The sequence below is a fragment of the Streptomyces sp. NPDC002730 genome, assembly GCF_042888805.1.
Lineage (GTDB): Bacteria > Actinomycetota > Actinomycetes > Streptomycetales > Streptomycetaceae > Streptomyces.
In genome coordinates, this window is the sequence record NZ_JBIAQG010000011.1 from 257,740 (window position 1) to 275,049 (window position 17,310).

Here is a 17,310-nt window from a genome sequence, read left to right on the forward strand (position 1 = left end):
GTCCTTAGGGGGACCCGGGTACTCCGGATGGCGTACGGTGCCGCCCATGGCAAGTGTGCTCGTGGTCGAGGACGACCAGTTCGTGCGCTCCGCCCTCATCAGGCACTTGACCGAGGCCTCCCACACGGTACGGAGCGTCGGTACGGCCCTCGAGGCGCTGCGCGAGGTGGCCCATTTCCGTTTCGACGTGGTCATTCTCGACCTCGGCCTGCCCGATCTGGACGGGTCCGAGGCGCTGAAGATGCTGCGCGGTATCACCGACGTACCGGTCATCATCGCCACCGCGCGCGACGACGAGGCGGAGATCGTCCGGCTGCTCAACGACGGCGCCGACGACTACCTCATCAAACCCTTCTCGGTGGAGCATCTTTCGGCGCGAATGGCCGCCGTACTGCGCCGCTCGCGCGCCGCTGCCGGAGAGGCCCCGCCCTCGCGCGTCATCCAGGTCGGCGGGCTCTCCATCGATCCGCTGCGCCGTCAGGCCGACCTGGACGGCGCCGCCCTCGACCTGACCCGTCGCGAGTTCGACCTGCTGGCCTTCCTGGCCGGGCGGCCAGGCGTGGTCGTACCGCGCAAGGAACTGCTCGCCGAGGTCTGGCAGCAGAGTTACGGCGACGACCAGACCATCGACGTACATCTGTCCTGGCTGCGGCGGAAACTGGGCGAAACGGCGGCCAGGCCCCGGTACCTTCACACCCTGCGCGGAGTCGGCGTCAAGCTGGAGCCGCCGCACGGACCACAGCCGAACGGTCAACAGCCAGGCGGACCACAGCCGAACGGACACCGGCCATGAGATGGGCACTCGTCAAGGTCTCCCTGGCCGTCACGGCGATGGTCGTGGTGGCCTTCGCCGTGCCGCTGGGGCTCGTCGTCCAGGAGATGGCCAAGGACAGGGCCCTCTCCAACGCCGAGCGGCAGGCCGCCGCCATCGGCCCCACCCTCTCCATCACCGCCGACCGCGATCCGCTGGAGCGGGCCGTCATGTCCACCCAGGCCGGTGCGGCCGGGCGGATGGCCGTGCACATCCCGGCCTCCGGCGAGGCGGGCAGCCAGCCGGTGAACATCGGCACCCGCCGGGCCGCACAGAAAGACCTGGAGGCCACGCAGCGGCTCGGCCGTGCCTCCATCACCGAGGTCACCGACGGCTCCGCGCTGCTCCAGCCGACCGCCATCAGCACCGGTCAGATCGCCGTCGTCGAGGTCTTCGTGCCCGAGGGCGAGGTCTCCAACGGCGTCGACACCGCCTGGCTGGTGCTCGCCGGCGTCGGGATCGCGCTGATAGTCGGCTCCGTCGCCGTCGCCGACCGGCTCGGTGTCCGGATGGTGCAGCCCGCCCAGCGGCTCGCGGGCGCCGCGCACGATCTGGGAGAGGGAAAGCTCGGCGCGCGCGTCCCGGAGGAGGGGCCGACCGAGCTGCGCTCCGCCGCCGTAGCCTTTAACTCCATGGCCGACCAAGTGGTCCAACTCCTCGCCAATGAGCGCGAGTTGGCAGCCGATCTCTCGCATCGGCTGCGTACGCCGCTCACCGTGCTGCGCCTCAACGCGGCCTCGCTCGGCGAGGGCCCGGCCGCCGACCAGACCCGGGCCGCGGTCGCCCAGCTCGAGCGCGAGGTCGACACGATCATCCGTACGGCACGGGAGGCCAAACCGCAGACCGCGGCAATCGGTCCCGGTGCCGGCTGCGACGCGTCGGAGGTCGTCCGGCAGCGGATGGACTTCTGGTCGGCGCTCGCGGAGGACGAGGGCCGCAAGGTACGGGTCGCGGGTGTCGACCGTCCCGTACGCATCCCGGTCGCACGCCCCGAACTGGCCGCCGCGCTCGACGCCCTGCTCGGCAATGTCTTCCGCCACACCGCGGAGGGGACGGCGTTCTCGGTCGACGTCCACAACGGCGAGGACGCGGTGATCGTCCTGGTCTCGGACGCGGGTCCCGGCATCGCCGACCCTGAGGCGGCGATGGCCCGCGGCAACAGCGGTGGCCGGGACGGCTCGACGGGCCTCGGCCTGGACATCGTGCGCAGGGTGGCGGAGTCGACGGGCGGGGACGTACGGATCGGCCGTTCGGTGCTCGGCGGCACGGAGATACGGATCTGGATCGGGCTCGACGGCCGGGAGGGCGCGGGCGGTGAGCGCAGGCGCGGCCACCGCGGAACGGTCAAGCGCCGCAAGCGCGCGGGCCTGGTGCGGTGACCGCGATGCGTGACGGGGTCCGTCCGGCAGCCCGTACCGCCCCCGAGAACCAACCGAGTGGTCTCGACCATTAATCCGCTCCCATGCCTTCCTTAAGGCCGTCCTAAGAAGCTCAACCTCCGCCCTGAACCGGCCATTTGTCCGTTTCCAGGCCGCTAGCGTGCTGCCACACCCCCACCCCCCGTAACGCAGAGGCAGGCACGCAATGGGCAGCACTACGCACCGGCGCAGGGCGAGCGTCAGGACCAAGGCGGTCGGCGCGATCGTCGCCGCCGCGGTGATCGGTGGCGCGGCGTTCGCGCTCACGGGCACGGCCCAGGCCGCCGCGGTAGGCGCCGCATACACCAAGACCAGCTCCTGGAACGGTGGTTACACCGGCCAGTACGTCATCACCAATGACACCGACAAGGCGCAGTCGGGCTGGACGCTCGAATTCGATCTGCCCACGGGAACCACGATCGGTTCGCTGTGGAACGGTGAGCACACCGTCAAGGGGCAGCACGTCACGGTGACCCCCGCGAGCTGGAACAAGGAGATCGCGCCCGGCAAGTCGGTCACCGTCGGCTTCGTGACCTCCGCGAGCGGTACGGGGACGGCAGCCGACCCGACCTCCTGCACGATCAACAAGATCAAGTGTTCGGTCGACGACGGCGCGACGCCGCAGCCGAGCGGCCGGCCCACCGAGAAGCCCACGCCCACCCCGACGGCGACCGCCACCCCCACGCAGAAGCCCACACCCACGCCCACGCCCACGCCCACCAACCCCACCCCGACGCCGACCGGGACCCCCGGTGGCGGCACCGCGGCAGGCGCCGGCTTCGCGCCGTACGTCGACACCTCGCTCTACCCGGCCTACGACCTGGTGGACACCGCGACCAAGGCCGGGATCAAGGAGTTCAACCTCGCCTTCATCACCTCCGGCGGCAGCTGCGCGCCGCTCTGGGGCGGCGTCACCGACCTCGCCAGCGACAAGGTGGCCTCCCAGATAGGCGCGCTGCGCGCCAAGGGCGGCGACGTCCGGGTCTCCTTCGGCGGCGCGGCGGGCTCCGAGCTCGGGCTCAAGTGCTCCTCCGCCGACGAGCTCGCGAAGGCGTACGGCAAGGTCATCGACGAGTACAAGCTCACCAAGGTCGACTTCGACATCGAGGGCGCGGCCCTGCCGGACACCGCCGCCAACACCCGCCGCTCGCAGGCGATCGCGCAGCTGCAGAAGTCCCACCCGGGGCTCGATGTCTCCTTCACCCTTCCGGTCATGCCCGAGGGCCTGACCCAGCCCGGCGTGGACCTGATCGCCGACGCCAAGAAGAACGGCGTGAAGGTCGACGCGGTCAACATCATGGCGATGGACTACGGACCGGCGTACAGCGGTGACATGGGCGACTACGCGATCCAGGCCGCGACGGCGACCCAGGCGCAGATCAAGGGCGTGCTCGGTCTCTCCGACACCGCCGCGTGGAAGGCCGTCGCCGTCACGCCGATGATCGGCGTCAATGACGTCGCGACCGAGATCTTCAAGGTCGACGACGCGACTCAGCTGGTCGACTTCGCGAAGTCGAAGGGCCTCGGCTGGCTGGCGATGTGGTCCGCGACCCGCGACAAGGCGTGCCCCGGCGGCGCGAAGAACACCGCGGACGCGACGTGCAGCTCGATCGTCCAGGAGCCGCTGGCCTTCACGAAGGCGTTCGCGGCCTTCAAGTAGGCACCACGAGCCACCCGCCCCCCACCCGCGCGTCCCGGCCGGACCTCCCCCCATCCGGCCGGGGCGCGCGCCCCTGCGTCGTCCTTCAGTGGCCGAGCACGGCGACGGCCCGGTCGAAGGCCGAGTCGCGGCCCTTCGCGAACTCCTCGTCGGTGAAGACCGGTTCGCGCAGCTGTGGCGGGATTCCCGGGCCGTCGAACGTACCGCCCGAGCGGGTCAGGAACTCCTCGTTCGGCAGCCGGATCTGCCAGCCTCCGGGGAGCTCGCGCTCCATCGCGTCGGAGAACACGCCCTGCGTGTTCTCGCCGATCCGCACGGTCCGGCCGGGCCGCTCCATCAGCGCCTGTGTGAAGGTCTCGCCGGCACTGATGGTCGAGCCTCCGGTCAGCACCGCGATCGGGCCGGTGTACCGGGGTGCGGCCGCGGGCCGTACGTACTGCGGCTGCGGGCGGGTGAACCGGCTCGCGTCGGCCGGGTCGTTACGGGCCCGCTTGGCGTAGGCGAAGTACGGGCGGCCGGTGAAGCGCCCGGCGAGCTGGAGCCCGAGCGAGTCGGAGCCGCCGCCGTTGATCCGCAGATCGATGATCAGGCCGCGCAGCCGGGCGGTGCTCGCGCGGGTGAAGATCGTGTCCAGAGCCTCATCCAGTACGGCGCTGTTGGTGGCGAAGTCGTTCGCCTCGGCATAGCCGCCGAATCCGGAGATACGCAAGTAGCCCTGGCCGCCGGGCAGTTCGGCGTATCCGATCCGGCCGCGCGCGAACTTCCTGAGCTCGGTGCCCTTAAGATCGCGCTTCTCGATGTATGAGGTGACCTTGGTGTCCAGCTTCTCGCCGGGCATCACGGTGCCGGGCCGGGTCGTGCCGAAGCGGCCGGTCTCGCCGGCGAGCACGGCGACATGCGCGTCATGCAGCGGTGAGACCATCTCCCGGAAGACCGCGAAGAGTTCGGCGTCGGTGGTGCGCGGGCCGATTCGGGGGCGGTAGCGGTCCCGGACCGCCTGCCAGTCGATGCCCTTGGCAGCGAAGAAGGGGTAGTTCTCCTCGAAGGTCTGCCAGAAGACGTCGAAGGCGGCGACCGGTCCGCCGGGTTTCTCCTTGAGGCAGTCGGCGGGCAGGGCGGCGATGCGCCGCAGACCGCGGTCGCCGGGTGAGCCGTCGATATGCATCGCGGCCCGGTCGGGACGGCCCGTGGACCGTACGCTGAAGACATCGCCGCCTGCGTTGGCGTACCGGGCGGTTCCCGCCTGCCCGCCCGCGCGCCCGGCCGAAACGCCCTTGATGCAGCTGACGCCGGTGACCTGATACTCCTGCAGCCGGCGCCCGTCCAGCGAGAATACCTCGCCGTAGCCGTCGACCTGCCACACACCGGCGGGCGGCTGCGGTGGCTGCGACGGCTGCGCGCCGGCGGGGGCGAGCGGCAGGGCCACGCTCGCGGTCACGACCAGCAGCGCCGCCGCCGCGATCGTCCTGCAGATGGTGCCCGAACCACTCCTGAGCTGCATGATGGTGCCTTCCCCTTACGTCGTCCTACGTCGTCGATCACGTACCACCACGATCGACGGTCCGACCTGTCGGGGACATCCCGCTGTCCGGTCACTCCGGGGTGGGGAAAACCCCCACGACTTTTGAGTGATGTGTGGCGGCACCTCGTATTGATGGGCATGAACGAGACGGTTGTCCCGATCACTCCTATCGCCGCCAAAACCCGCCAAGTCCCGCGTAAGGCCGCGTTCTTCGACGTGGGCGGCACGCTGGTGCGGCGGGCACTGTGGAACGAGCCCGGCCTCACCGCGTATCTGCGGCACGCGGTGGCGGGCGATCTGATGGTGCTGGTCTCCAGCTCTCCGCTGCCCGTGGTGGCGCCGCTGGCCGCGCGGCTGGGCGCGGACGAGATGCTGACGTGCACGCGGGGCCACGGGAAGGGGTACGCCGCGCGCACGCTGATGCGGGAGTACGGCTTCGACCCGGCGGACTGCTCGGCATACGCGGACGAGGCGGCCGACCTCGCCCTGCTGACCGAGGTCGGCAACCCGGTGGTCGTGGGCGACGACCCGGTGCTGCTGCGTCACGCCCGCCGGGGTACGTGGAGAGTGCTCAGCGACGACTGAGGTCGCCGGCCTTGACGTGTCCTGGAGCGTCGCCGGATCCCTTTTGTGTGCAAGTGTCGCTTTGTCACGGCTGTGATCCCCTACCAGAGAGTCAGTGTCTTGCGCTCACGTTGGCTGCTTGCACTCGCGCTGATCGTCTTCGCGGGAGTGCTCCGCCCCGGTCCTGCCGCGGCATCGACCCTCACCGAGGACGAGCGGTTCTGGACGGCCGAGCGCATGGCGGACGCCGTATCTGTCGGCGCGGACCAGTACGGGCCGAGGGCGGACATGCCTGTCGGCACCAAGAACGGGACGTACTTCGGCGGCCTGCCGATGGTGGGCACGTTCTTCTACGACGGCAAGCCGTTCGGCGGCAGGGCGACATCCTGCACGGGCAGCGTCGTCCACAGCCGCGGGAAGGACCTGGTCCTCACCGCCGCTCACTGCGCCATCGGCCTCAAGAGCGCCACGCACCCCATCTTCGTACCGCAGTACCGCCACGGATCCTCCGCCGCCGACCAGCCGAGCGGCGTCTTCGAGGTGAAGAGGATCTTCGTCGACCCGAGGTACCGGCAGAACACGACGGAGCCCGTCTCCGATCTGGACTTCGCCTTCGCGCGGCTCGCGCCCAACGGCAAGGGCAAGGCCGAGAACGTCACCGGTTCACTCACCTTCACCCGGGCGTCCGGGTACCGCCACAGCCCCACCGTGATCGGCTATCCCGGCGACGAAGACGTCAACAGGAAGCACCAGGCGCTCCGTTGCGATGTCACCACCTCCCGACTGCCCGGCTTCCGGCAGATGCAGATGGTCTGCGGCGGCTTTCACGGTGGGGTCTCCGGCGGCCCGTGGATCACGGACTACGACTCCCGCACCCGCACCGGCAAGGTCATCGGCAACACCGGCGGCTACAACGGCGGCGGAAACGACGAGAACGTCGACTGGATCACCTACTCACCGCTCTACGCAGCCGACGCGCAGGCCCTCTACGACGACGCCGTCGCGGGCACGAAGGACGCGGACATCAAGCGTCGGCCGTATGTCTCAGGCCTCGGGCAGCTCGGGTAGTTCCGGCAGCTCGGGTAGTTCCGGCAGCACTCCGGTCCGCGCCAGCGCGGCGTACCAGTGGGCGCTGGACTTGGGCGTACGGGTCTGGGTCTCGTAGTCGACGTAGACCGCGCCGAAGCGTTTGCCGTAGCCGTAGGACCACTCGAAGTTGTCCATCAGCGACCAGAGGAAGTAGCCGCGTACGTCCGCGCCGTCGGCGATCGCCCGGTGGACCGCCGAGAGATGGCCGTGCAGATAGTGGATGCGGTCGGGGTCGTGGACCGTGCCGTCGGCGGCCGGCTTGTCGACGTACGCGGCACCGTTCTCGGTGATCACCAGCGGTAGTCCCGGCGCCTCGCGGGTGTAGTGGAGCAGCAGGTCGTACAGCCCGGTCGGGTCGACCGACCAGCCCATCTCGGTGCGTTCGCCGGGCGGCTGGTGGAAGGAGACCGCGTCCGCGCCGGGCCACGGCGAGTGCTCGGCGGCGGCGTGGCCGTCGCTGCGCTCGGCGTGACTGTCAGTGGCGTCCGATACAACTGCAGGTGCGTAGTAGTTCAGTCCGAGCGAGTCCAGGGGGTGCTTGATGACGGCCAGATCGTCGCCGTGGACGAAGGACCAGTCGGTCAGAGCCGCCGTGTCCGCGAACAGATCCGGCGGATACGCGCCCTTGAGGAGCGGGCCCGCGAAGATCCGGTTCGCGAGCGCGTCGATACGGCGCTGGGCGTCCAGGTCACCGGGGCTCTGGCTCCTCGCCCTGACGACGCTCGGGTTGAGGCTGATGGAGAGCTTCGCGCGGGCGGGGAGCACGGAGCGCAGCGCCTGGGCGGCCAGGCCGTGGCCGAGGTTGAGATGGTGGGCGGCACGCAGGGCGGCGACCGGGTCGGTGCGGCCGGGTGCGTGGACCCCGGAGCCGTATCCGAGGAAGGCGCTGCACCAGGGCTCGTTGAGGGTGGTCCACATATCGACGCGGTCGCCGAGCGCTTCCCCGACGATACGGGCGTAGTCGGCGAAGCGGTGCGCGGTGTCCCGCTCCGGCCAGCCGCCCGCCGCCTCCAGCTCCTGGGGCAGATCCCAGTGGTAGAGGGTGAGCACGGGACGGATGCCGTGGTCGAGCAGATCGTCGACGAGGCCGCGGTAGAAGTCGAGGCCGCGCTGGACAGCGGGGCCGCGGCCGGTGGGCTGTACCCGCGGCCAGGAGACCGAGAAGCGGTAGGCGTTGACGCCGAGGCCGGCCATCAGCTCGACGTCCTCGGCCCGGCGGTGGAAGTGGTCGACGGCCGCGTCCCCGGTGTCACCGCCCTCCACCTTGCCCGGCGTATGGCTGAAGGTGTCCCAGATCGACGGGGTGCGGCCGCCCTCGCGTACCGCGCCCTCGATCTGGTAGGCGGCGGTGGCGGTGCCCCACAGGAAGGCGGGAGGAAAGGTCACAGGCATGACGGACATGTGTGCTCCCAACGTGTGTGTGGATAGGGAAGTGTGAGGGGGCATCAGCCCTTGACCGCGCCCTGCATGATGCCGCCGACGATGTGCTTGCCGAAGACGACGAACGCGATCAGCAGCGGCAGCGTGCCCAGCAATGCGCCGGCCATGATCACCGACTGGTCGGGGATATAGCCGCGGCCGAGCCCGGTCAGTGCCACCTGCACAGTGGGGCTGCCGTTCTGGGTCAGCGCGATGATCGGCCAGAAGAAGTCGTTCCAGGCCATCACGAACGTCAGCATGCCCAGCACCGCCATCGCGGGCCGGGCCGCGGGGAAGACGACATGCCACACCACGCGCCAGCTGTTCGCGCCGTCCACCCGGGCCGCCTCGATCAGCTCGGTGGGCAGCGCCTCGATCAGGTACTGCCGCATGAAGAACACCCCGAAGGCGCTGACCAGGGTGGGCAGGATGACGGACTGCAGCTGATCGGTCCAGGACAGCTCGGCGATCAGCATGTACAGCGGTACGACGCTGAGCTGCGGCGGCACCATCATCGTGCCGATCACCAGCAGGAGGAGGAGGTTCTTGAAGCGGAAGCGGAGTTTGGCGAAGGCGAAGCCGGCGAGCGTCGAGAAGACCACGGTCCCGGTCGCGATCGACCCGGCGACGATCGTCGTGTTGAGCAGGGCGGCGCCCATATTGGCGTCGGTCCAGGCGATCTCGAGATTCTTGAAGAGATTGCCGCCGAACCAGAAGGGCGGGGGAGTCTGCGCGAGCCGGGAGCTGTTGCGGGAGGCCGCGATCGCGGTCCACACCAGCGGAAAGAGGGAGCCGGCCGTGAACACGATCAGTACGGCATAGGTGATCCGGCCACCGTGGAACTGGCGTCCGGCACGTTTGACGCTGAACATGTCGTCCCCCCCCTACGCGCTCTTGCTCAGACGGCGGGCGAGCAGCCAGTTCACCGCGCCGATCACCAGCAGGATCAGGAACATCGCCCAGGCGATCGCCGAGGCCCGGCCGAGGTGGAGATTGACCCAGCCCTGCTCGTACAGATAGAGCCCGAGCGTCTGGAACTGGTGGTCGGCGCCACCGGTCGCGCCCGCGCCGCCGTTGAACAGCAGCGGCTCACCGAACAGTTGGGTCGCGCCGATCGTCGAGACCACACACGTGAACAGGATCGTCGGCCGCAGCGAAGGGATCGTGACATGGATGAACTGCTGCCGGCGCGAGGCACCGTCCAGCGCGGCCGACTCGTACAGATCCTTCGGGATGGCCTGCATCGCGGCGAGATAGATCAGTGCGTTGTAGCCCGTCCACCGCCAGATCACGATGGTGGAGACCGCCAACTGGGAGGTCCATTCGCCGTTCTGCCAGTCAATGTTGTCGAAACCGACCAGCCCCAGCGCCCAGTTGATCATCCCGTAGTCGCGTCCGAAGAGGAGCACGAAGACGAGCGTCGCCGCGGCCACCGAGGTGGCGTAGGGAGTCAGCGCGGCCACCCGGAAGAACATCGAGCCACGCAGCCGGTAGTTGAGCAGATGCGCGATGCCCAGCGCCATCAGCAGCTGCGGCACCGTGGAGATCAGCCCGATGGTGACGGTGTTCTTCAGCGCGTTCCAGAAGAACTCGTCCTTGAGCAGTCGCGAGAAGTTCCGCAGCCCCACCCACTCCATGTCGGTGGGCGCCGTCAGCTCCACCCGGTGCAGCGAGGCCCAGCCGGTGTAGAGCAGCGGGAAGAGCCCGAATGCCATGAAGAAGACGAAGAACGGCATGACAAAGGCGTACGGGCTCCACTTCACATCCAGCCGGTAGCGGCGGCTGCGCCGGGCGCGGCGCCGTTCCTCGGCCGCGGACGACAGCTGCGCGCGCGGCGGGGCCGTGCCCTCCTCCCCCGCGGAGGGCACGGCGGCTTCCGGCGTGGTGCTGTGTCCTGCTGGGGGACGACCGCTGGACCCCCGCATGCTCATGCTCACCGGCGCTCACTGGTCCAGAGCGTTGTCGATCGCCTTCACCGCCGCGTCCCAGCCTTCCCTGGGTGAACGGCCCTTCTGGTCGACCTGGAGCATGCCGATGTCCGCCAGGTTCTGCGCGATGATCAGGTCTTTCGGCCCGATGATCTGGACCGGCACACCCTCGGCGGCCTTCGAGAAGATCTGCCCGATGGGCGCGTTGCCGAAGTAGGCGTGCTTGGCGCCGGAGACGGCGGGCAGGGAGTACGCGGCCTTGGCGCTGGGGAAGCTGCCGCGCTTGGCGAAGAGCTTCGCCTGCTGCTCGGGCGCGGTCAGCCAGGCCGCGAGCTTCGCAGCCTCGGCCTTGTTCCTGCCGGCGTCGGGGACGGTCAGGAACGAGCCGCCCCAGTTGCTGGGCTTGGGCGCCGCGGCCACGTCCCACTTGCCCTTGCCGGCCGCCCCGGCCTTGTCCTGGATATAGCCGAGCATCCAGGCCGGGCAGGAGACGGTGGCGAAGGTGCCGTTCGCGTAGCCCTGGTCCCAGGCAGGCGTGAACTGCTGGAGCTTGCCCGTAAGACCTTCTGTCGCGAACGCCGCCGCGATGTCCCAGGCCTGCTTCACGGACGGGTTGGTCTTGTAGACGACCTTGCCGTCCTTGTCGTAGAAGCGGTTCTCGTTGCTGCCGGTTATCGCCGTCATCACGCCGGACGCCGAGTCCACGAACGCCGTGCCCTTGGGCGCCTTGGCCTTGAACTGCTTGCCCGCGTCCAGGTACTTGTTCCAGTCGTCGGCCCACAGCTTGCCGACCGCCTCACGGTCGGTGGGCAGCCCGGCCTTGGCGAAGAGGTCCTTGCGGTAGCAGATGCCCTGCGGTCCGATGTCGGTGCCCAGCGCGATCGTCCTGCCGTCCTTGGTGGTGGCCTGCGCCAGCTTCCACGGCAGGAACGCGTCCTTCTGGACCCCGTCCGCCTTGCCCAGGTCGACCAGCTTGCCGGCCTGAGTGGCGGTGATCTCGGCGATGTTGTTGACCTCGACGGCCTGGATGTCGGCGAGTCCGCTGCCGCTGCCCAGATGCGTCAGCAGCTGCGGGTAGTAGTTCTCGTTCCGCTCGATCGAGGTCTGCTTGATCACGATGTTCTTGTTGAGCTTCATGTACTCGTCGTAGAGGCCGGCCTCCTTGAGACCGAACGCGCCGAAGACCCCTACGGTGAGCGTGGTTGAGCCCTTGCCGCCACCGCCACCGCCGGCCTTCGACGAGCTGTCGGCAGGTTCGTCACTGTCCTTGGCACAGCCGGCCAGCAGACCGGCGCCGAGCGCGGCGACGACCGCGAGGATTACTGCCCTGCGCATTGCGTCCTCCTTGTGCCCTGATGACGTGCCGACCTCCCGGCCAACCGGCTTGCAGCGCCGTTACGTTGACGTTCTGCGGCTCGGGCGGGGAACGTGCGGGTTGTGTATGGGTCAGGTACGGTGGGAGCGCTCCCATATGTGATGTGTTGAAGGGTCGCGGCTCCCTGAGGGGGTGTCAAGGCACCCGACGCGTAATGTTCTCGGCCCGGGAAGCCCGGGAAGCCTGGGGAGGCGACATGGTGGCTCGGACCATCCGTACGCGGAACGGCGGGCGGCGTACGGGCAGGCCCACCCTCGAAGAGGTGGCTGCCCGCGCCGGAGTCGGCCGGGGCACGGTCTCCCGCGTGATCAACGGCTCGCCACGGGTCAGCGACCGCACCCGTGCCGCTGTCGAGGCGGCCGTCGCCGAACTCGGTTACGTACCCAATCGCGCCGCCCGCGCGCTCGCCGCCAACCGCACCGACGCGATCGCGCTCGTCGTCCCGGAGCCGGAGGACCGGTTCTTCGCCGAGCCGTACTTCTCCGACATGGTCCGTGGCGTCGGCGCGGCCCTCGCCGACACGGAGATGCAGCTGCTGCTCACACTGGCCGGCAGCGACCGCGAGCGCCGCCGACTGGCCACATATCTGGCCGCGCACCGCGTGGACGGCGTCCTGTTGGTCTCGGTGCACGCCGACGATCCGATCCCCGACATGCTGGAGCAGCTCTCCATCCCGGCGGTCATCAGCGGCCGCAGGTCCGAGCGCGAGACGCTTGCCGCGGTCGACTCCGACAACTTCGAGGGCGCGCGCAGTGCGGTCGCCCACCTGCTGGCGCGCGGCCGCCGCACCATCGGGACGATCACCGGACGCCTCGACGTGTACGGCGCCCAGTGCCGTCTCGACGGCTACCGCGCGGCCCTGGAGGCGGCGGGCCAGGCCCCCGAGGCCCGGCTGACGGCACCCGCAGACTTCACCGAGGAGGGCGGCCGCCGCGCGATGCGGGAGCTCCTGGAGCGCTGCCCGCACGTGGACGCGGTCTTCGCGGCCTCGGACGTGATGGCGGCGGGCGCGCGCCATGTGCTGCGCGAGGCGGGCCGCCGGATACCGGACGATGTGGCGCTCGTCGGCTTCGACGATTCGGCGGTGGCCCGCCATATGGATCCGGCGCTCACCAGCGTGCGTCAGCCGATCGAGGAGATGGGCCGCACGATGGCCCGGGTGCTGCTCCAGGAGATAAGGAGCGGCTCGGCGGAGCGACCCCAAATCGTGCTCCCGACGGAGCTGGTCGTACGCGAGTCGTCGTAGACCACGCGTACAGAGATCACACACAGACAGGGATCACACGGGACGGAGATCACGCCCAGACGGAGATCACACCCAGCACCGCCCCCTTGGCGACGGCGGCGGCTGGGCACTGGTTCGGCTGTTTCAGCTCGCTCGCCATGCGCTCCGTGTGATGGAGGACCGGGAACGACTCCGCGGGATCGGGGAACAGCTTGTCTCACTCGCCGAGCGAGTTCTGTCGCAATACGTGACGGGCCGACCTCTCCGCCTGTTCCGCGTTGGACATGATGTGAGCCTGCTCCCTGGGCCACCAGATCAGTTCTACGAGAAAGATCGCGACCCACAACCACGACACGACGGCCTCGCGGGTTGATCCCGTGAGGGTGTCGTGCAGCGCGAGGGCCACAGAGAGTCCGGCGAAGAGCAGGACCACCCATTGGAGGAGGCGGTCTCGTTCCCGGGCTGTCCGCAGCGCGCCGCTGTAGTCGATGACGGCGGGCGCGAGTCGGGCGTCGCCGATGTCCTCACCACGTCGGGTGGCGCGAACCACCGCTACCCGGTCGGCGGAGTCCAGGTCATTGGCTCCGGGCCAGGCTCTGCTCATCCGGCGGGCCATCCTGATCCCACAGAAGGGGATGAGGAAGAAGGCCGCCGCGGCTGCGCCTAGCCATGATCCGGACTCGGCGAGCACGAATACTCCGAAGAAGACACCGACCGGAAGGCCAATGCTCACTGCCCTGCGAACCGGACCGCCTCGCCATACCCAGCTAGGGAACATAAGCACAGGTCCATGCTGGCAGTCGGTCGGTCCGGGGAGCAATCACCCGGACCGGCGACACTGGGGCGGTTCACCGAACACTGCCGGGGTCACCTCGACGGTAGAACCCCGACTCCTGCCCTACGGGGGAGGCGGGCCCGTCCGTCGCGACGCGGCTGATGTTTCTCGGCAGAGGATAGGCCCGGCCTGCCTGCAACGGGGGATGCAGTCAGGCCGGGGCGGCCGGGGCGCTCGTGCCGTCACTCGATGGTGAGACGACCCGTGCGCAGGATGGCGTGGTTGGCGAAGAGGGCGTCGAGGTGGAACTCGCGGGTCAGGTCGCCGGTCCACTTCGCGTCAGGCAGATCACGGTACGAGCGGGCCTTGACGGTGCGGGCCCTGGTGCATTGGGTGAGGATCCACCGGGCCTGCGTCTGGCCGGTGGGCGGGTTGGTGTACATGCTCGCGGCCAGCCGCCACAGGTGCTCGCCGGTCGCGCTGTCCGAGTCGGTGACGCCGACGATGGCGACATCCCCTAAGCCGCGGGAGTCGCTCGACTGCGTGGTGTACGCGACGGTCAGGCCCTCCAGCGGGAAGGCCGTAATGCGGCTGCAGGCGGAGAGAAGCGTGGCTGCCACGGCGTCAGTTCCCTTCTGTGAGTGGCGTGCGGCCGCCTTCTCGACGGCCGCACGCGCAGGGATCAGGTCAGCAGCAGGGGCCGTCGCCGCAGCAGGTCGGCTCGTTGCAGTTCGCCTTGATGCCCCACAGGGACTCGTCGACCGCGTAGCCGGCCGCGCGGATCTTCGCGACGACGTCGACCATCGCCGCCTTGTCCCGGTATCGGGAGTTCGGGGCGTGGTGGATGTAGCGGCCGTAGCGGCTCTGGCACCAGTCGGTGTACTCGGGGCTGTGCAGCATGAACGTGTGCCACGCCGGGTCAACGGTCTTCGAGGGCGACAGGCTCTCGCCGGTGCGCCCCATGACGTCGAGGAACGCGAGGCCCTCATCCATGATGCGTTCGGCGACGCAGCGCTCGAGGCCGTACTCGTCGGCGCAGAAGTCGGTGAGCCGGTCGAACAGTTCGCCGTTGACGAGCTGGCGCCCGTGGGTCAGTTCCGTTGCAAGAGCGGTCATGCGATGCTCCGTTGTGTGTGCTCGGCGCGAGGCCTCTCCTCGCGCCGCGGTGCGCGTGCCGGGCTCTGCGAGGAGCCCGTCACCGCCTCGGCCGGGGTTTCCTGGCCGGAGTCGTCGGCCGGGGCGGGGCTCAGTGGGGTGTACACAGTGGCCGCCGGTCTGCCTCCAATACGGGGACGGGTGGCAGACCGGGGTCAGGCAGCGGACGCCCTGCACTGCTCGCCGTCGGACGGTCCGCTTCACCGCACCCGCGCGAGGCAGAGCAGCGCGGGTGCGGGGCTTATCGAGCCGGCTTCTCGCCAGCCTTCCGGGGCCACGCCTGCCCGGAGTACTCGTGGCGGTGGTCGCCCTCGTGGTTCGGGTCTTCATGCGTGCAGAAGAGCTTGGGGCGCTGCGGGTCCACCTCGCCGCAGCGCGTCATCGATTGCGCTGGGTACCTGGTCACCGTGGTCAGCCGAGTCATGACACCCGCCGATCCGAGTTGAGAGGCTTCAGTCCGCGTTGCTCGCGGCACGGCACGCAGGCGTACAGGAGGACCGGTGGGCCGGAGGAACGCTCAGCCGCCTGCACAGGCAACGCCGTGCCGGACTCGCCGCCGTGCCAGTGGCAGAAGCCGACCGTTCCCGCTTCGGAGGCCCCCAAGGGTCGGGTTACTGGGTCCATGACCAGGACCGTAGGTACCCGGATTGCGCGTGTGGCCGCCGATTGTGCGCGATTGCGCACGACGCCAGGCCAGTTGGCCCAAGTTGCTTACGTCACGTCCAGCGACGCCCGCGCCCGGCCGATCACCCGATGCGCCTGATGGCCGTACACCGCAGACTCAGCCAGCCACTCCCACGCCCGCTCATACAGGCTGATCGAGTCCTCGTCGTCGAGCCACATCTCCGTGTTGATCGTCTCGACGATGACCAGCCGCCGATCGTAAATCCAGTACCCATGCGACGGTGTCCGCCGGAGCTGCGCACCGAGAGGCACAATGCCGAGCTCCACCGTGTCCAGCCCGATCAGGGAAACGAGCCGGTCCAGCTGCGCCGCGTGCACCTCGCGCGGGCACGTTCGCATGTACAGCGCGCCCTCCCAGATCAGGAACCGGAACCGCTTCCCTGGCTCGTATAGGGCCTCTTGGCGGCGGATACGCGCCCGCACCGCGTCCTCAACGTCCTTCGTGATCTGCCGGAACTCAGCGTTCGATTCGAAGACGTGCCGGGCGTACTCGGCCGTCTGGAACAGGCCCGGGATGCGTGCGACCTCCACCCCGCGGATCGTCTGCGTAGCCGTCGTCTCCGCGATCGCCAGATCCTGCCGCGCCCGGTGGCCGCCGGCCAACTGCCGACGCCACGAGCGATACTTCGTCTCCAGCGTCTCCAGCCCCGTAAGGCGGCCGGTCAACTCTGGTGCCAGGTCGGGCCGGCCAACCGCATGCGCCCACTCGGCCAGATCGGCACGGGACGGGGTCTGCTTGCCGTTCTCCAGACGCGACACCTTCGAGCGCTGCCAGCCGAGCCGCTCGGCGATGCCCTTGCCGTCCAGGCCTGCCCCGGTGCGCAGCTCGCGCAGCCGTGCACCGAGGAAACTCCTGGCCTGCTGGAAATCCGTGCTCACACGGTGGAACGTACCTGCCTGGCGAAGTCGGCGGTACGGGTTGCGTGATGCCAGGCTCTGTCGCGGGCCTGGCAAGCGGCGAGGACTTCGGCCGGGTCTTCGCTGACGATGACGCCAAGGGTGGTGTCCTCCTCGTCGAAAACGAACCGCACCAGCGTGCGGGAATCGAAGAGCCAGAAGTCCCCGTCCGGCAGGTCGTACCGTTCGGCGTCGGCACGGGTGAGGTTGCGGATGTCCTCTCCGGCAGCAACGTTGCCGAGGCCGGAGGCGAGGAGGAACCGCTGCCCGTCGGTGGGCGGGTCGTCGACGAGGCGGACCCGCTCGAACCGCTTCCCCTGCGCGGTCTGCTCGGCGACGTTCGTGCGCCAGTCGTCGAACGGCTCGGCGGCGATGTCCTCGCCCGCCTGCCAGCGCTGCCACTTCGGGCTGTTGCGGTCGGAAGCGTAGCTGCGGCGGGTCTCCAGCCGCCACGCGGTGTGCTTGAAGCTGCGGAAGAGGTGGATGACTTCCGCGAACGGCACAATGTCGGCCGGCTCATGCCGCGGGGCGAAGCGGGTGAGGAGATCGCGCGGCACGATGACGAACGTCTCGGACGGCTTCACGTCGCGGAGTCTGGCCAGATGCTCGGGGTCGGTCACGCGCTCACCCTGGACGAGGATGTCGCCGCTGGCCTCGATCTCATAGAGGGTGGGGCAGTCGCCGGCGTCGCTGGTCGTGCCGATGAACCTGAGCGGCATGTGGCCCTCCATGCTGGGCTGGTTGGGCGTCCAGGATGCGTCGGATAGCTGGAGAGCGTCCTCGGATTG

The 17,310-nt window shown here is 69.4% G+C and carries 16 protein-coding genes; 6 read left to right on the forward strand and 10 right to left on the reverse strand.

Translation table 11 applies throughout. From position 1 onward, the window contains the following. The first annotated feature begins 46 nt into the window (after positions 1-46). The 3 genes from ACFYXH_RS27830 (at position 47) to ACFYXH_RS27840 (ending at position 3,889) form a co-directional block, all read left to right on the forward strand. The gene (locus ACFYXH_RS27830) at positions 47-793 is read left to right on the forward strand and encodes a response regulator transcription factor (protein WP_389568312.1); all 747 of its coding nucleotides are present in this window, start codon (positions 47-49) and stop codon (positions 791-793) included. Then, positions 790-2,190 carry a sensor histidine kinase gene (locus tag ACFYXH_RS27835; RefSeq protein ID WP_389568315.1) on the forward strand — a complete coding sequence of 467 codons (1,401 nt, stop codon included), beginning with the start codon at positions 790-792 and terminating at the stop codon, positions 2,188-2,190. The genes ACFYXH_RS27830 and ACFYXH_RS27835 overlap by 4 nt, the downstream gene beginning before the upstream one ends. Positions 2,191-2,395: 205 nt before the next feature. After that, positions 2,396-3,889 (forward strand): cellulose binding domain-containing protein, encoded by a 1,494-nt coding sequence (locus tag ACFYXH_RS27840; protein WP_389568318.1) that lies wholly within the window; start codon positions 2,396-2,398, stop codon positions 3,887-3,889. Between the two features lie 85 nt (positions 3,890-3,974). On the opposite strand, the gene ACFYXH_RS27845 is transcribed toward ACFYXH_RS27840, so the two are convergent. Beyond that, on the reverse strand, positions 3,975-5,390 hold the full coding sequence (locus ACFYXH_RS27845) for a S41 family peptidase (protein WP_389568321.1): 1,416 nt from the start codon (positions 5,388-5,390) through the stop codon (positions 3,975-3,977). 159 nt (positions 5,391-5,549) lie between these two features. Here ACFYXH_RS27845 and ACFYXH_RS27850 point away from each other — a divergent pair, with 159 nt between their 5' ends. Further along, positions 5,550-5,996 carry an HAD family hydrolase gene (locus ACFYXH_RS27850; RefSeq protein ID WP_389568324.1) on the forward strand — a complete coding sequence of 149 codons (447 nt, stop codon included), beginning with the start codon at positions 5,550-5,552 and terminating at the stop codon, positions 5,994-5,996. Positions 5,997-6,095: 99 nt separating this feature from the next. Continuing rightward, positions 6,096-7,043, forward strand: coding sequence for a trypsin-like serine peptidase (locus tag ACFYXH_RS27855; protein WP_389568326.1), 948 nt, complete (start codon positions 6,096-6,098; stop codon positions 7,041-7,043). On the opposite strand, the gene ACFYXH_RS27860 is transcribed toward ACFYXH_RS27855, so the two are convergent. Genes ACFYXH_RS27860 through ACFYXH_RS27875 form a run of 4 tightly spaced genes read right to left on the reverse strand, consistent with a single transcriptional unit; the run spans position 7,020 to position 11,746 of the window. Beyond that, positions 7,020-8,456, reverse strand: a complete 1,437-nt coding sequence (locus ACFYXH_RS27860; RefSeq protein WP_389568539.1) for a GH1 family beta-glucosidase — start codon at positions 8,454-8,456, stop codon at positions 7,020-7,022. The genes ACFYXH_RS27855 and ACFYXH_RS27860 overlap by 24 nt on opposite strands. A gap of 53 nt (positions 8,457-8,509) precedes the next feature. Then, positions 8,510-9,355, reverse strand: coding sequence for a carbohydrate ABC transporter permease (locus tag ACFYXH_RS27865; protein ID WP_389568329.1), 846 nt, complete (start codon positions 9,353-9,355; stop codon positions 8,510-8,512). Between the two features lie 12 nt (positions 9,356-9,367). Further along, positions 9,368-10,408 carry a carbohydrate ABC transporter permease gene (locus ACFYXH_RS27870; RefSeq protein WP_389568542.1) on the reverse strand — a complete coding sequence of 347 codons (1,041 nt, stop codon included), beginning with the start codon at positions 10,406-10,408 and terminating at the stop codon, positions 9,368-9,370. An 18-nt stretch (positions 10,409-10,426) separates the two neighbouring features. Further along, positions 10,427-11,746 (reverse strand): ABC transporter substrate-binding protein, encoded by a 1,320-nt coding sequence (locus tag ACFYXH_RS27875; protein WP_389568332.1) that lies wholly within the window; start codon positions 11,744-11,746, stop codon positions 10,427-10,429. A gap of 236 nt (positions 11,747-11,982) precedes the next feature. Between ACFYXH_RS27875 and ACFYXH_RS27880 the strand changes: the two genes are divergently transcribed. Next, positions 11,983-13,032 (forward strand): LacI family DNA-binding transcriptional regulator, encoded by a 1,050-nt coding sequence (locus ACFYXH_RS27880; RefSeq protein ID WP_389568334.1) that lies wholly within the window; start codon positions 11,983-11,985, stop codon positions 13,030-13,032. A gap of 196 nt (positions 13,033-13,228) precedes the next feature. On the opposite strand, the gene ACFYXH_RS27885 is transcribed toward ACFYXH_RS27880, so the two are convergent. The 5 genes from ACFYXH_RS27885 to ACFYXH_RS27905 form a co-directional block, all read right to left on the reverse strand. After that, a complete protein-coding gene (locus ACFYXH_RS27885; protein ID WP_389568335.1) occupies positions 13,229-13,744 on the reverse strand; it encodes a hypothetical protein in 516 nt (171 codons plus the stop codon). A gap of 284 nt (positions 13,745-14,028) precedes the next feature. After that, complete coding sequence (locus ACFYXH_RS27890; RefSeq protein WP_389568337.1) at positions 14,029-14,406, reverse strand: hypothetical protein; 378 nt, start codon at positions 14,404-14,406, stop codon at positions 14,029-14,031. Between the two features lie 67 nt (positions 14,407-14,473). After that, positions 14,474-14,902, reverse strand: a complete 429-nt coding sequence (locus ACFYXH_RS27895; protein ID WP_389568339.1) for a hypothetical protein — start codon at positions 14,900-14,902, stop codon at positions 14,474-14,476. Positions 14,903-15,652: 750 nt separating this feature from the next. Next, positions 15,653-16,504 (reverse strand): helix-turn-helix domain-containing protein, encoded by an 852-nt coding sequence (locus tag ACFYXH_RS27900; protein WP_389568342.1) that lies wholly within the window; start codon positions 16,502-16,504, stop codon positions 15,653-15,655. Next, entirely contained in the window at positions 16,501-17,241 is a 741-nt protein-coding gene (locus ACFYXH_RS27905; protein ID WP_389568345.1) for a DUF6879 family protein, read from the reverse strand. The genes ACFYXH_RS27900 and ACFYXH_RS27905 overlap by 4 nt, the downstream gene beginning before the upstream one ends. Positions 17,242-17,310: the final 69 nt, after the last annotated feature.

Coding starts and splice junctions, on each gene's coding strand:
- ACFYXH_RS27830 (WP_389568312.1), top strand. CDS start 47: ATGGCAAGTGTGCTCGTGGTCGAGGACGACCAGTTCGTGCGCTCCGCC.
- ACFYXH_RS27835 (WP_389568315.1), top strand. CDS start 790: ATGAGATGGGCACTCGTCAAGGTCTCCCTGGCCGTCACGGCGATGGTC.
- ACFYXH_RS27840 (WP_389568318.1), top strand. CDS start 2,396: ATGGGCAGCACTACGCACCGGCGCAGGGCGAGCGTCAGGACCAAGGCG.
- ACFYXH_RS27845 (WP_389568321.1), bottom strand. CDS start 5,390: ATGCAGCTCAGGAGTGGTTCGGGCACCATCTGCAGGACGATCGCGGCG.
- ACFYXH_RS27850 (WP_389568324.1), top strand. CDS start 5,550: ATGAACGAGACGGTTGTCCCGATCACTCCTATCGCCGCCAAAACCCGC.
- ACFYXH_RS27860 (WP_389568539.1), bottom strand. CDS start 8,456: ATGCCTGTGACCTTTCCTCCCGCCTTCCTGTGGGGCACCGCCACCGCC.
- ACFYXH_RS27865 (WP_389568329.1), bottom strand. CDS start 9,355: ATGTTCAGCGTCAAACGTGCCGGACGCCAGTTCCACGGTGGCCGGATC.
- ACFYXH_RS27870 (WP_389568542.1), bottom strand. CDS start 10,408: ATGCGGGGGTCCAGCGGTCGTCCCCCAGCAGGACACAGCACCACGCCG.
- ACFYXH_RS27875 (WP_389568332.1), bottom strand. CDS start 11,746: ATGCGCAGGGCAGTAATCCTCGCGGTCGTCGCCGCGCTCGGCGCCGGT.
- ACFYXH_RS27880 (WP_389568334.1), top strand. CDS start 11,983: ATGGTGGCTCGGACCATCCGTACGCGGAACGGCGGGCGGCGTACGGGC.
- ACFYXH_RS27895 (WP_389568339.1), bottom strand. CDS start 14,902: ATGACCGCTCTTGCAACGGAACTGACCCACGGGCGCCAGCTCGTCAAC.
- ACFYXH_RS27905 (WP_389568345.1), bottom strand. CDS start 17,241: ATGCCGCTCAGGTTCATCGGCACGACCAGCGACGCCGGCGACTGCCCC.